Genomic DNA, 11,872 nt, shown 5'->3' with positions numbered 1-11,872 from the left:
CGCCCCGATACGCCCAGTATCGGGGCGAGCCTCCGCCTTGCGATCGCACGCACCGGACGCCGCCAGGCCCGCCCTACGGGCGGACGACGCTACTTTCGAAACACGCCCTAGACCTGAATCCCACTCGCCCTGGCCAACCCCACCGAGGCCGGTCACTGAACGTCACATCCGCAACGAGTCGTCCCTGGGGGAAATCCTCGTGGCCACTGTCACACAGACCCCGAACCCAGCGCACCGCGTCGCTCTTCAGTAACGATCGGCCCATGTTGGCCAGGCCTCGAAGACGTTATGCGGCCAGTGCGCCCAAGACGGGTTCTACCGGAAGGTCGGCAGGTTGCGCGCGACCCACTTGCCGAAGGGGCTGGCCGGGCGGCGGAGGACGTTCTCCACGTCGGAGCTGATCTTCTGCTCGGCTGGCAGCGGGACACCGAGGAGGTCCAGGGTGCCGTCGATGACCTCCTCCGGCATGAATTGCGCCATGTGGGTGTGGGCGTCCTCGCGCGACAGCTCCACGAAGGTCACCTCCTCACCCAGGGCCTCAGAGAGCACCGCGGCCTGCTGGCGCGGACTGACTGCCTCGGGGCCGGTCAGCTCATAAGTACGGCCCGCGTGGCCGTCCTCGCGCAGGGCAGCCGCGGCGACCGCGGCGATGTCCGCCGGGTCGATGGCGGGCAGTGCCACATCACCGAACGGGGCGAAAACCGTGCGCTTCGTGCGGACTGACTCGGCCCAGGCGAAGGCGTTGGAGGCGAAGCCGCCCGGGCGCAGGATGGTGAAGTCCAGTCCTGACGCGCGCACGGCAGCCTCGAACTCGCGCAGGCGGGTGTGTGAGAGGGCCTCGGGGCGGGTGGAGTTGATCTGCGAGGAGAGCAGGACGACCCGATTCACCCCGGCTTCCTTGGCCACGTCCAGCAGCGCGTCAGGGCTCTCGCCCTGGCCGTTGAGTTCGCCGCCCAGAAGGATGAAGAGGGCGCCTGCATCTTCGAGGGCCGGCCGCATGCTCGCGGAGTTCCCGACGTCGGCCTGGGCGTGCCGGACCCCGGCGGGGAGTCCCGTGAGCTGCGGACGTCGCGAGACGGCCATGACCTCCTCGCCCGCCTCGGCCAGCAGCGGCACCAGCGTCCGCCCGATGTTGCCGGTCGCACCCGTCGCTACGATCATTGCAATCCCCGTATCTAAGTTAGTTGACTGACTTACTCGGGTGACGCTAGCACAGCTCCACCGGCGTTTGTCTATAGTTAGTTGGGTGACTGACTCAGCAAAACCGCAGACGCGGGCATCCGGGAAGCGCCGACGGCTCACGACGGCTGCGGCCCGGGTCTTGCACGAGCAGGGCGTCGAACGGACCACCCTCGCTGACATCGCGCGCGCGGCCGACGTCCCTGTCGGGAACGTCTACTACTACTTCAAGACCAAGGACGAACTGGTCGAGGCCGCATTGTCCGAGCATGGCGCACACCTGGACGAACTCACTGGCCGACTGGACCAAGTGCCCGACCCGCGTGACCGCCTCAAGGCCCTGATCAAAGCCTGGGTCGACCAGCGCGACGTCGCCGCCCGCTACGGATGCCCCACCGGCACTCTGGCCGTCGAACTCGACAAGCGTGCCGACGGGAGCCTCGACGCGGAGGCCGGCGCAGTGATCCGGCGGCTGCTGGACTGGGCCGGAGACCAGTTCCGTCTCCTCGGCCTGCCCGATCCGGACGGACTCGCCGTCACCCTCGTCTCCGCCTATCAGGGCATGTCGCTCCTGGCCAACGCCCTGCGCGACCCTGAGATCATGACCCGCGAGGGAGCCCGCCTCCTCAGCTGGCTCGACTCCCTGAAGGCTCCCGGCCAGACCCCCTGACCCGGCGACCGAGCATTGGTCAGGCTCACGTGCCCGTATGCTCCCTGGCCGGTTCCCGGTCGTCCGGCTCCTCCGGACTACGAGGGCCGGGCATATGGGCTGCGTCGAGGACCAGGCGGGCAGCCATGTCGAGGGTCACCTCACCGTACGGGCGCACATGGGACCAGAACAGCGGGGTCAGGCCGCGCCGGTCGGCGGGCGTGAGGAGGTCGGCCCACCCCGGCTCGCTGAGGATGTCCTGGAGCATCAGGGTGTTCACCTAGACCAGGGCGGATGGGAGGTTGCGCAGACACAGGACGAACATCTCCTGCTCTTCGTGCCGGTTCGAGGCAATCTCCCTGCCCTTGCCATACGCGATCACTGCGGTCGAGCCCTGACCCCACAACTCGGTGCTGCGGGCCGCGAAAGTGGCGTTCATGATCTAGATGGCGATGGCGATGGCGATGGCGATGGCGCGGGCGGCCTCCACGGACAGGTACCGGCGGCGCACGTAGCGCAGTTCGTCCTCGGTGTGGCCGTGGCCGCCGGAGGCGACGGCCTTGATCCCGGTGTTCGTGCCGTAGGCGTAGATCACCAGGAGTGGGCGTTCGGCCAAGACCTCCGCCGAGAGGCTGCCGCCGCCGCAGACGGAGGTGACCGCGTTCAGGAGCCGGTACGCAGCACCGCTTCCTTGAGCACGTCGATCAGCGGCACGATTCCCCGCCGCCGCTGTACCTCGGCCTTGATCCTGCGCAGGTTGCGCGGCTCGGGCCGGGCCTCCGCCGGCATCAGCCGGATCGCGCCGGACTTGCGCTCGGCGATGTCCAACCACGCCATCGTGGGCAACCGGTCATTCAGCAGCGTCAGTTCGGTGGTCATCTGCTCGCGCAGCTCGTCGATGAAGACCTGCACGTCCAGCAGCTTGATCAGCCCGCGCCGGTAGTGGTTGGTGTACGACGCCTTCAGCGTCGTCTGCACAGTGCGCCGGTACACCGGGTCGCGGGTCTTGAACTCGTGCACCAGCTCCCGCAGCGTCTGCTCGCCGCCGGAAATCGCCGGGTAGACGACCTCGCGGACCGTGCCTCCCGGGTCACCCAGGGGTGCCTCGGACGACTGCAACCGATGCCCTGGGCGTACGCGGACGATTCCGTCCACGTACCCGGCCACGTCGTCGACCACGCACGTCATTCGCGGGCACGTCACATTCCGCCGGGCTGTCTCGTCTGAGATGTGGGGCAACTCGCATGGACCTCCTCGGACGGGATCAGCCGTCCTCGTGCCGAGGATGTGGGAGAGAGAGGAGAGGTGCGCCTCGCATGAGTGCACAGGAATCGACCGCCAAGGTCGGCAACGGAGCAGAGCCTGCCGGCATATCCGTCCGGGACAGCAAGGGCGTGCGCATCGCCGACGCGCTCGACGAGAGATTGGGGATCTACCGGCTCGGCGGAAAGTACATCCGGAAGGTTTTTCCGGACCACTGGTCCTTCATGCTGGGTGAGGTCGCGCTCTACAGCTTCATCACGCTGCTGTTGACCGGCGTCTACCTGACGTTGTTCTTCCATCCCAGCGCACAGGAGGTCGTCTACGACGGCTCCCACGTGCCACTGCAGGGTGTTCACATGTCGCAGGCGTACGCCTCGACGCTGGACATCAGCTTCGACGTCCGCGGCGGATTGTTGATCCGTCAGGTCCATCACTGGGCGGCGCTGATCTTCATCGCGGCCTTGTTCGTGCACATGTTCCGACACTTCTTCACCGGATCGTTCCGCAAACCGCGCGAGATCAACTGGCTCTTCGGGTTCCTCCTGCTGGTGCTGGCGATGCTCAACGGCTTCGCCGGGTACTCACTCCCCGACGACCTGCTCTCCGGCACCGGTCTGCGCATCGCTGACGGCGTTGTCCTTGCGATCCCCGTGGTCGGGACCTATCTCCAATTCTTCTTCTTCGGCGGGCAGTTCCCGGGCGACGACGCCATCCCGCGGCTGTTCACCGTGCACGTCCTGCTGGTGCCCGCCCTCATGGTCGGTCTGGTGACAGTCCACCTCATCTACGTCTTCTACCACAAGCACACGCAGTTCCCCGGACCTGGGCGCACCGAACGCAACGTCGTCGGCCAGCCGCTCATGCCGGTCTACGTCGCCAAGGCCGGCGGCTTCTTCTTCCTCATCTTCGGCACCACCGCTGTGCTCGGCGGCCTGGCCCAGATCAACCCGATCTGGTCGTACGGGCCGTACAGACCGGAGCGGGTCGCCGCGGGATCCCAACCCGACTGGTACCTCGGGTTCCTGGAGGGATCCCTGCGCATCATGCCCGACTGGGAATGGACCGCCTTCGGCCACACCATCAGCTTCAGTCTCCTGATCCCCGCCGTGATCGTCCCGGGCATCTTGTTCACCCTGCTCGGTGCGTACCCGTGGATCGAGGCGTGGATCACCGGCGACACACGCGAACACCATCTCCTGGACAGGCCGCGGAACATGCCGGTCCGCACCGGACTCGGGGCCGCCTGGATCGCGGCCTACGGCGTGCTGTGGGCGTGCGGCGGCAACGACATCCTCGCCACCCACCTCCACCTGTCGATCAACACGATCACCTGGGCGGGACGCGTCGCCTTCTTCATCGCTCCGGTACTCGCCTACATGGTCACCGTGCGCTGGTGCAAAGGCTTGCAACTCCGCGACCGTGACAAGGTCCTCCACGGTCGAGAAACCGGCATCATCAAGAAACTCCCGAGCGGCGGGTTCGTCGAACGCCACGAACCCCTGGACCCCGCGGCGCGCCACACCCTGACCGCCCACGAGCAGTACGAGCCCCTCGAACTCCCACCGCCCGTGGACGACAACGGCGTCACCCGCAAAGCCACCCCCGGACAGCGGCTGCGTGTCCGCCTGTCCCGCTGGTACTTCGCCGACCAGATCCGCAAGCCGACCGCTGCACAGGCCCTGGTCGGCGCCCCGTCTCTGGACCACCGCGGCGAGACCTCCGCCGAACACCGGCCGCACGCATGAGACCCGACCCGAGAGGCCTCGACATACGCTCGACCGCGCCCAGGGGTCCACTCGACGACGGTCCTGCCCGTGATCCGCGGATCGACCTCCTGCTGGTCCACGCCGTCCACGGCGCCCTGCGCAGAGACCTGTGCCGGCTCGTCACCTGGTCGCGTACCTGCGTTCCGGTCGCCACCTTGGGCTGGATCGACTTCCTGCGCTACCTCACCACCTACCTCGACGCCGACGCCGACGTGCTGCGGCAGGTCCTGCTCGGCAGGAACCTTTCCGGTCCCGGCCCCGAGCGCACTGCGGCCGAGATGGCACAGGCACGTCGCCGTGTCACCCTCCTCGCGGCGACCGTCGACGACTGTCTGACCGGCCGCGGGCCCGGGAGCCGTACGGCCGAGTACATGACCCGGCTGGACGCCGAACTGACGGCATACCTCGACTACGAGCAGTCGGTCGTCCTGCCGCTTGTCGCGACCTGCATCACCACCAGTGAATGGGCGGACTTCGACGCCGCCCAACGCCACCCCCTCGGACTCAGAAGCGGAGTGGCACTGTGCGCCTGGCTCATCGATGACACCCCGCCCGACCGACAGTTGGCGATCCGCCGGCTGTTCCCGCCCGCTGTCCGGCTCGCCCACCGGTGGTTCGGAGCCCGCCACACACGTCGGATCCGCTGGGGCGAACCGGTACCGGTCACAAGCTCACAGCTCGGGCACGCAAGACGCCGGGTTCGCTGAGCGGAGGGCCGCGGCGCCGCGCCCTTGCCGACGTCGTACGGCGTGGGCGCGGCGGGCGGAACCGAGCCGACCCGTGCCCGGGAGACCCGGGAGCGGGACCTCGCGGATGCCGCATCCGAGGCCGCGGACGGACGTAGCGCTCGCACGCCTACAGGACCTGGGGCACGGCCGCGGGGCGAATTGGCCGTGTCAGCTGTTTCCAGTGGTCAGTGATCCTGGCTGTTGAGCGTCTGCTGTACGCGGTCCGCCAGTTCGGCCTGATCGATACCGGCCAAGGCGAGAGCGCGTGGCACGGTGCCGATTTGAGCCTGCAGGATCCCGAGTAGCAGATGCGCTGACCGCAGGTCCTTCTTGCGGGGAGGCGAAGCCCCGCTCTCGTCGCTGTAACCGCCAGTGACCCAGAGGGCTGATCGCGGGTGTCAGCGCAGTGCGACCTCGCCTGCGTGGACGGTACCCATCACGCGCTCGACAGTCTCCTGGACTTCGCCGACCGGAGCCGCGTAGCCGATAGCAGCGCGCGCGGCATCCTCCCCGAGCATCCGGGTGATCACCCACGCGGCAAGGTACTGCGAGGCCAGGCAGCCGCCCGCCGTGGCGATGTTCCCCTCGGCGTAGAACGGCGCGTCCAGCACAGTGACGTCGCAAGCCTCGACATATGGCCGGCTCGTCATATCCGTGCAGGCCGGCATCCTGCCCAGCAACCCGAGCCGTGCGAGCACCAGCGCGCCGGAGCACTGCGAACCGATCAGCTGCCGCGACGGGTCGAGCGGCAGCATGGCGAGCATCCGGTCATCGGCGACCACGTCGCGCGTCTTCACCCCGCTGCCGATCAGCACGACGTCGGCCTCGGTGACGAACTCCATCGGACGCTGCCCGGTCACCTCGACTCCGTTCATCGACGTGACCACGGGCACAGGTGTCGTGATGAAGGCTTCCAGACCGTCTTTGCGGCACCGGTTGATCAGCGCTGAGGCGATGAAACTGTCGAGCTCGTTGAACCCGTCGAAGGTGACCACGGCTACCTGCATCACAACTCCCTGAGTATGGCGTCCGGGCATCCAGCCTCTCAGGTGCGCCGACCCCGGGTAAGTGCCAATCGGCGGCCAATGGCGTGCCTGCGCCCGCTCTCGCAGTTTCATGCCTTCAGCACCGACCTCGTCCACAGCCAACCGCTTGCTGAACGCCCCGAGCCGAACCGCCAGGCCAGCACGCCCCCGAGCCCAATCGTGCTCGTCTTCGTAAGCGCGGATCTCCTTCGCAGCGTTCGAGTTCCAGGCGGACGAGGAGACCGCCTGGCGAGATACAGGTGGACAGTGATCTCAGGTACGTCGGGGCTCCTGGTGATGGGGACGAACGCGATCGTGGCTACAAGGGACTTGCTGCCTGAAAGGGAGAACGCAGCTCCTCCCGCCCCAAGGTCCGAGCCTCCCATTGAGTACGCCTTCGCACGGATGACGTCCCGACACAGCGCATACACGGAACCAGAGCCGCGATCGTGGCGAGGCAGGGCACGGCGGCCTTCCGCGTAGTCCCGTGGCTGCGGGCAGGCGGCGTCGGCGTGAACACGGCCAGCCACAACGTGAAGGCGCCAATTCGGGGTTTGAGGAAGAGCGGGGTGCGCCGCGGCGTCAGCTCCTACGTGCTGCACGCCTACGGCGAGTTGCAGCCGATTGCCTGGGCCGGGATGAGCGCCCAGGCGTGCCGTGGGGCGGGTGATGTGGAGGAGGTGTGTGTGGCGGTTGACATGCGATCCTTTGTATACGCAGTGCGTGTTAGCCTGCCCGCGGTCACGATCGAATGCGTACGGGGGAGGCGCGGTGGGCCTCGACGGCTACCAGATCAAGGCAGGTATGACCGGCCAAGCCCGGCAACTCGACGATGCCGGAACGGACATGGACGGCGTCAGCTCGGCCGTCAAGTCCCGCACGACCTACTCGTACGACGATGTCGGCGGCAATGACGCCGCGTCGGCGCTGAACGCATTCGTCAAGGCGTGGGAGGCCGAGGCCAAGACGCTGGCGTCGGCGTTGCACGAGCTCGGTGGCAAGGTGCAGTTGGCCAAGCAGACCTACCATGGGTTCCCTGGGACGAGATTCAAGGGATCGCCGTCGAGCGCCACCGCGGCGGGCGCAGGCTAGTCATCCTCGAAGCGAGCAGTCGCCGAACGCCATTGCCAGTACCGCGTGTCGGACGCGTGCTCTGGGGCTCGGAGTTCGAAGCCAAGATCCAAACACTACGTCACTGGTGGCGCACCCACACGGAGATTGGCACGACCCCGACCGAAGCGGCGCTCCAACCCTCGGACCAGCCACCGCTCCTTCCCTACCGCGGACCGCGTCTGTGGCAGAAGGGAGTGTTGGCCCTGGCCTGCATCGTCCTCGGCTACGAGATCTTCCTGTCAGTTCTAGTCGGAGCTCTGTTCCTCACCGCCGGTCAGTGAGAAAACCTCACTGACCGGCTTCGTATGCTGCCCGGTACTGCGGTGCCTCAGGGTCGATCCCGTCTTCCGCCCCTATCTGGAAGCTCCCGAATTGATCGGGGTCCGGGAAATTCCGCACGCCGTGCGCGCGCATGCACGCGGAATAGGTGGCCGGATCATTCACCGGCCGCCCCTTCGATGATGTCTCGCCAGTAGGTCTGTTCGGCGATCCGGGCTTGCCGGACGAACCACTGGAGCAGCCGTTCACCACGAGAACGACACCCAGCACAACAAGGAAAAACAGGCGGTCGGGCAGGGTTCCATTGCGGGCGATGAGCCGTTCGTGCCGGGCGACTTCCTCGCGGCCGTCGTAGACCACGAGCTCGGATGCGTGGAGCATGACGCGGACGGTGCGTCCGATCAGCCGGACCGGGACCGAGTAGCGGTTCATCCGGACACAGATCTGTTCTCTGAACTTGGCGGCGAAGGGGCCCGGTGAGCTCAGCCGTTGTTCTTGATGCCGTTGCGGCCGAAGGTGCTCTTGTAGAAGTCCCAGGTGGCCTGCGCGCCGTAGGCGGCGTCCGCGGCCGCCGTCTGGTCCGTGCTGGAGCTGGAGGCCGTTCCGGTGCCGAACACGTCGGTGGTGTTGGTGACCAGCGTGCCGGTGCCGGAGGTGCCGCGGGCGAGGTTGTACGTCTTGTGGCCGCCTCGCGTGGTGTCGTACAGCTGGTACGTCGAGCCCGACAGGTACGAGCCGACGGTGACCGTGCCGGAGTAGAGGGTCTTGCCGGTGCCGGTCTCGATGCCCTGGTACTCGTGGAGCTTCTTGCCGGTGGCGGCGTCGGGGCGACCGCACGAATGGGGGGCCGTGCGGAAGATGTGAGTTGCGGTGCGGGTGATCCGTGCGGTGGAAGCGTGGCATCAAGGTCGCGTACATGTCAGAACCCTGAGGTGATGTTGGCCGAAAGTCGTCTGCCTGATCGGTGTTTCGGCGCAATGAACGGGCGCCGTTCCGGATGCGCAATCTCCGGAACGGCGCCCTGTCCTCGAGGTTCGAGTGACCTAGCGGAGGGTTTTACGGGAAGGTCAACTTCCAGCCATCGATGTACCCGGTGTCACCGGCGTACATGTCCTGGACCTTCAGCTGCCAGGTGCCGTTGGCCGGGGCGGAGGACGCGTTGACCGAGTAGGTCTGGTGCACGTCGGCCGCCGAGTCGGAGATGCTGTTGTTCTTCAAGCGGTACGACGTCCCGTTCGGGGCGACCAGGTCGATCCGGAGGTCACCTCGCCAGGTGTGCACGATGTCGACCGTGACCTGAAGGTTCGACGGGGCGTTGCCGCTCACCCCGGAGACGGTGACCGGCGAGGTGACCGCCGGGCCGGCGTCCGGGATCGACACGTTGGACTGGTTCTCGAACACGGTGCCGCCGGGGTTGCCGCCGCCACCGGAGCGCGAGCCGACCGCGACCGCCGCCCAGGCGTCCATCACCGCGTTGTACTCGGGGCTGGAGGTGCCGTACAGCTCACCCGCCGCCGCGAGCGTGCCGGTGCGGGCCGCGGCGTAGTTGGTGGAGGCGGTCCACTTGGTGGTCAGCGCCCGGTACCAGATCTGCAGCGCCTTGGCCCGGCCGATGCCGGTGACCGGAAGCCCGTCCACCGTGGGCGAGTCGTAGCTGACGCCGTCGATGACCTTGGCGCCGCTGCCCTCGCTGAGCAGGTAGAAGAAGTGGTTGGCGATACCGGACGAGTAGTGCACGTCCTTGTTTCCGGCGGTGGAGGTCCAGTAGTCGAGGGAGGCGCCGTCCTTGCTGGGCTTGTCCATGTAGCGCAGCGGGGTGCCGTTGCCGTTGATGTTGATCTTCTCGCCGATGAGGTAGTCACCGGGGTCCGAGGCGTTGTTGGCGTAGAACTCCACGCCGGTGCCGAAGATGTCGGACGTGGCCTCGTTCAACCCGCCGGACTCGCCGCTGTAGGTGAGGTTCGCGGTGGCGGAGGTGACACCGTGGCTCATCTCGTGGCCGGCGACGTCCATCGAGGTCAGCGGGTTGTTGTTGGCCGAGCCGTCGCCGTAGGTCATGCAGAAGCAGCTGTCGTCCCAGAAGGCGTTGACGTAGTTGTTGCCGTAGTGGGTGCGGGAGTAGGCGCCCACGCCGTCATTGCGGATGCCGCTGCGACCGAAGGTGTTCTTGTAGAAGTCCCAGGTCTCGGCGGCGCCGTAGTGCGCGTCCGCGCCCGCGGTGGCGGCGTTCGTGTTGGTGCCGTCGCCCCAGGTGTCGTTCGTCTGCGAGAACAGCGTGCCGGTTCCGGACGAGCCGTGGTTGAGGTTGTACGTCTTGTGGCCGCCGCGCGCGCCGTCGGTCATCGTGTACGTCGACCCCGACTGCGTGGTGGTCAGGGGGACCTGCCCGCTGTACCGGGTGTTGCCGGTGCCGGTCTGGATGCCCTGGTAGCGGTAGAGCTCCTTGCCGGTGGAGGCGTCGGTGATGACATGCAGCTGGTTGGGGGTGCCGTCGTCCTGGAGGCCGCCGACCACCGTCTCGTACGCGAGAACCGGCGTGCCGCTCGCCGCCCAGATCACCTTGCGGGGGGCGCCGTCGGCATCGGTCCGCGTCGAACCCGCGTCCTTGGCGGCGGCCAGCGCCTGCTGTTCCGCCTTCGAGGCGGCGATCGAGGGTGTGAGCGAGGCAACCTTGATGGTGGCCTTGGAGCCCCTGATGACCTGCTTGGTCTTCCCGGCCGAAGTAGTGTCGACGATCATGTCGCCGCCGAGGACGGGGAGTCCGGCGTACGTGCGCTCGTAGCGCGTGTGGACGGTCCCGTCGCCGTCCTTGACGACGTCCTTGACGACCAGCTTCTCCTGCGCGCCGAGGCCGATGTCGCGGGCGGTGTCGGCCTTCGCCGCGTCGGCGGTGCGGATCAGTTCGGCGCGCTGCGAGGGGGAGAGCTTCACGGCCGTGTGGGCGGGGTTGATCTTCGACGGGGCGGGCCCGGCCGGGGCGGCGCTCGCGGTGCCCGCCTGGACGGCGGCGGCCAGCAGGGCGGAGACGCCGACGAGGGCGACCACCGCGGCACGACGGGAGGGGGCGTGGGCGGTGGGTCTGCGAGAGGAACTGCGTCTCAACACTGTCTCCTTCTGCGTGGCCGCGGATCGCGCGGCCAAGGGGGGCCGGACGGCGGGTGACCGTCCGGGCAGAACAAGGCGGAACGCGGAACCAGGTGCACGAAGGTGATGAGCCACGACACAGCGGTGGCACAGCGGGGCTGCTGTGGAGTGACCTTGGGAAGCCTGACAGGAGAACGCGTGAACTGTCAGGTGCGCATCAAGAACTTGGCTGGAATCGGTCGTTGGCCGGATGGTCATGTTCGCTGTACGAACCGTTCACCGAAGTGGGTCGGCGCCGCCGGTCCGTCATCCGTGCCACGAGCGCCACAGCGCCGCGTCCGCCCCGTCCGCCGCCACCAGGTTGTCGTGCGGCCCGACCTCGGTCAGTCGGCCGTCCTCCATCACCGCCACACGGTCAGCGTCGTGCGCGGTGTGCAGGCGGTGCGCGATGGCGATGACGGTACGGCCCTCCAGCACGGCGGTCAGTGCGCGTTCGGTGCGGCGGGCGGTAGTCGGGTCGAGGAGGGCCGTCGCCTCGTCGAGGATCAGGGTGTGCGGATCGGCCAGAACCATCCGGGCCAGGGCCAGTTGCTGGGCCTGGGAGCCGTCCGTACGGTGGCCGCCCTCGCCCAGCGCGGTGTCCAGACCCTCGGGCAGCTCGCGCACCCAGTCGTCGGCGCCGACGGCGGTGAGGGCCGCCCACGGCTCCTCGTCCGTGGCGGACGGCTCGGCGACCCACAGATTGTCCCGCCCAGGGGCCCGGCGGCGCGGGCCGGACGCGACAAT

Annotated in this window: 13 protein-coding genes and 2 pseudogenes; 5 read left to right on the top strand and 10 right to left on the bottom strand. The window is 67.8% G+C overall.

Annotated features, from left to right (window positions below):
• Positions 1–315: 315 nt before the first annotated feature.
• Positions 316–1,161, bottom strand: a complete 846-nt coding sequence (locus tag AB0915_RS35555) for an NAD(P)H-binding protein (RefSeq protein ID WP_366695003.1) — start codon at positions 1,159–1,161, stop codon at positions 316–318.
• A gap of 85 nt (positions 1,162–1,246) precedes the next feature.
• On the opposite strand from AB0915_RS35555, the gene AB0915_RS35550 reads away from it, so the two are divergent.
• Positions 1,247–1,849: a TetR/AcrR family transcriptional regulator gene (locus tag AB0915_RS35550; RefSeq protein WP_366695002.1), complete on the top strand. Its 603-nt coding sequence runs from the start codon at positions 1,247–1,249 to the stop codon at positions 1,847–1,849.
• Between the two features lie 25 nt (positions 1,850–1,874).
• On the opposite strand, the gene AB0915_RS35545 is transcribed toward AB0915_RS35550, so the two are convergent.
• Genes AB0915_RS35545 through AB0915_RS35530 form a run of 4 tightly spaced genes read right to left on the bottom strand, consistent with a single transcriptional unit; the run spans position 1,875 to position 3,007 of the window.
• Entirely contained in the window at positions 1,875–2,108 is a 234-nt protein-coding gene (locus tag AB0915_RS35545) for a hypothetical protein (protein ID WP_366695001.1), read from the bottom strand.
• Positions 2,109–2,267 (bottom strand): hypothetical protein, encoded by a 159-nt coding sequence (locus tag AB0915_RS35540; RefSeq protein ID WP_366695000.1) that lies wholly within the window; start codon positions 2,265–2,267, stop codon positions 2,109–2,111. It lies immediately after the preceding gene.
• Positions 2,268–2,270: 3 nt separating this feature from the next.
• Entirely contained in the window at positions 2,271–2,444 is a 174-nt protein-coding gene (locus AB0915_RS35535) for a Tn3 family transposase (protein WP_366694999.1), read from the bottom strand.
• Between the two features lie 47 nt (positions 2,445–2,491).
• Positions 2,492–3,007, bottom strand: coding sequence for a hypothetical protein (locus tag AB0915_RS35530; protein WP_366694998.1), 516 nt, complete (start codon positions 3,005–3,007; stop codon positions 2,492–2,494).
• 137 nt (positions 3,008–3,144) lie between these two features.
• Between AB0915_RS35530 and AB0915_RS35525 the strand changes: the two genes are divergently transcribed.
• Positions 3,145–4,836 carry a cytochrome bc complex cytochrome b subunit gene (locus AB0915_RS35525; RefSeq protein WP_366694997.1) on the top strand — a complete coding sequence of 564 codons (1,692 nt, stop codon included), beginning with the start codon at positions 3,145–3,147 and terminating at the stop codon, positions 4,834–4,836.
• Positions 4,833–5,564 (top strand): hypothetical protein, encoded by a 732-nt coding sequence (locus AB0915_RS35520; RefSeq protein ID WP_366694996.1) that lies wholly within the window; start codon positions 4,833–4,835, stop codon positions 5,562–5,564. The genes AB0915_RS35525 and AB0915_RS35520 overlap by 4 nt, the downstream gene beginning before the upstream one ends.
• 419 nt (positions 5,565–5,983) lie before the next feature.
• Here the strand turns inward: AB0915_RS35520 and AB0915_RS35515 are convergent, their stop codons facing one another.
• Positions 5,984–6,592, bottom strand: a complete 609-nt coding sequence (locus tag AB0915_RS35515) for a DJ-1/PfpI family protein (protein ID WP_366695004.1) — start codon at positions 6,590–6,592, stop codon at positions 5,984–5,986.
• 458 nt (positions 6,593–7,050) lie between these two features.
• Here AB0915_RS35515 and AB0915_RS35510 point away from each other — a divergent pair.
• Together AB0915_RS35510 and AB0915_RS35505 are read left to right on the top strand one after the other, a co-directional pair.
• Positions 7,051–7,248, top strand: a pseudogene (locus AB0915_RS35510) (aldehyde dehydrogenase family protein); the annotation flags it as partial.
• A gap of 133 nt (positions 7,249–7,381) precedes the next feature.
• The gene (locus AB0915_RS35505; protein ID WP_366694995.1) at positions 7,382–7,702 is read left to right on the top strand and encodes a hypothetical protein; all 321 of its coding nucleotides are present in this window, start codon (positions 7,382–7,384) and stop codon (positions 7,700–7,702) included.
• A gap of 309 nt (positions 7,703–8,011) precedes the next feature.
• Here the strand turns inward: AB0915_RS35505 and AB0915_RS35500 are convergent, their stop codons facing one another.
• The 4 genes and pseudogenes from AB0915_RS35500 to AB0915_RS35485 all read right to left on the bottom strand — a co-directional run.
• The gene (locus tag AB0915_RS35500; protein WP_366695005.1) at positions 8,012–8,434 is read right to left on the bottom strand and encodes a hypothetical protein; all 423 of its coding nucleotides are present in this window, start codon (positions 8,432–8,434) and stop codon (positions 8,012–8,014) included.
• 53 nt (positions 8,435–8,487) lie between these two features.
• Positions 8,488–8,826: pseudogene (locus AB0915_RS35495) on the bottom strand (peptidase M4 family protein); the annotation flags it as partial.
• 232 nt (positions 8,827–9,058) lie between these two features.
• The gene (locus AB0915_RS35490) at positions 9,059–11,104 is read right to left on the bottom strand and encodes a M4 family metallopeptidase (protein WP_366694994.1); all 2,046 of its coding nucleotides are present in this window, start codon (positions 11,102–11,104) and stop codon (positions 9,059–9,061) included.
• 288 nt (positions 11,105–11,392) lie between these two features.
• Positions 11,393–11,872, bottom strand: a 480-nt coding sequence (locus tag AB0915_RS35485) for an ABC transporter ATP-binding protein (RefSeq protein WP_366694993.1), incomplete at its 5' end; no start/stop codon positions are given.

The sequence above is a fragment of the Streptomyces sp. NPDC048411 genome, from assembly GCF_040704695.1.
Classification (GTDB): Bacteria; Actinomycetota; Actinomycetes; order Streptomycetales; family Streptomycetaceae; genus Streptomyces.
The sequence above is the reverse complement of the archived record's forward strand: the minus strand, read 5'-3'. Positions and strand labels throughout refer to the sequence as shown.

What these genes read in the sequence shown, in the direction of transcription:
- AB0915_RS35555 (WP_366695003.1), bottom strand. Translation starts at nt 1,161, where the DNA reads ATGATCGTAGCGACGGGTGCGACCGGCAACATCGGGCGGACGCTGGTG.
- AB0915_RS35540 (WP_366695000.1), bottom strand. Translation starts at nt 2,267, where the DNA reads ATGAACGCCACTTTCGCGGCCCGCAGCACCGAGTTGTGGGGTCAGGGC.
- AB0915_RS35525 (WP_366694997.1), top strand. Translation starts at nt 3,145, where the DNA reads ATGAGTGCACAGGAATCGACCGCCAAGGTCGGCAACGGAGCAGAGCCT.
- AB0915_RS35520 (WP_366694996.1), top strand. Translation starts at nt 4,833, where the DNA reads ATGAGACCCGACCCGAGAGGCCTCGACATACGCTCGACCGCGCCCAGG.
- AB0915_RS35515 (WP_366695004.1), bottom strand. Translation starts at nt 6,592, where the DNA reads ATGCAGGTAGCCGTGGTCACCTTCGACGGGTTCAACGAGCTCGACAGT.
- AB0915_RS35500 (WP_366695005.1), bottom strand. Translation starts at nt 8,434, where the DNA reads ATGAACCGCTACTCGGTCCCGGTCCGGCTGATCGGACGCACCGTCCGC.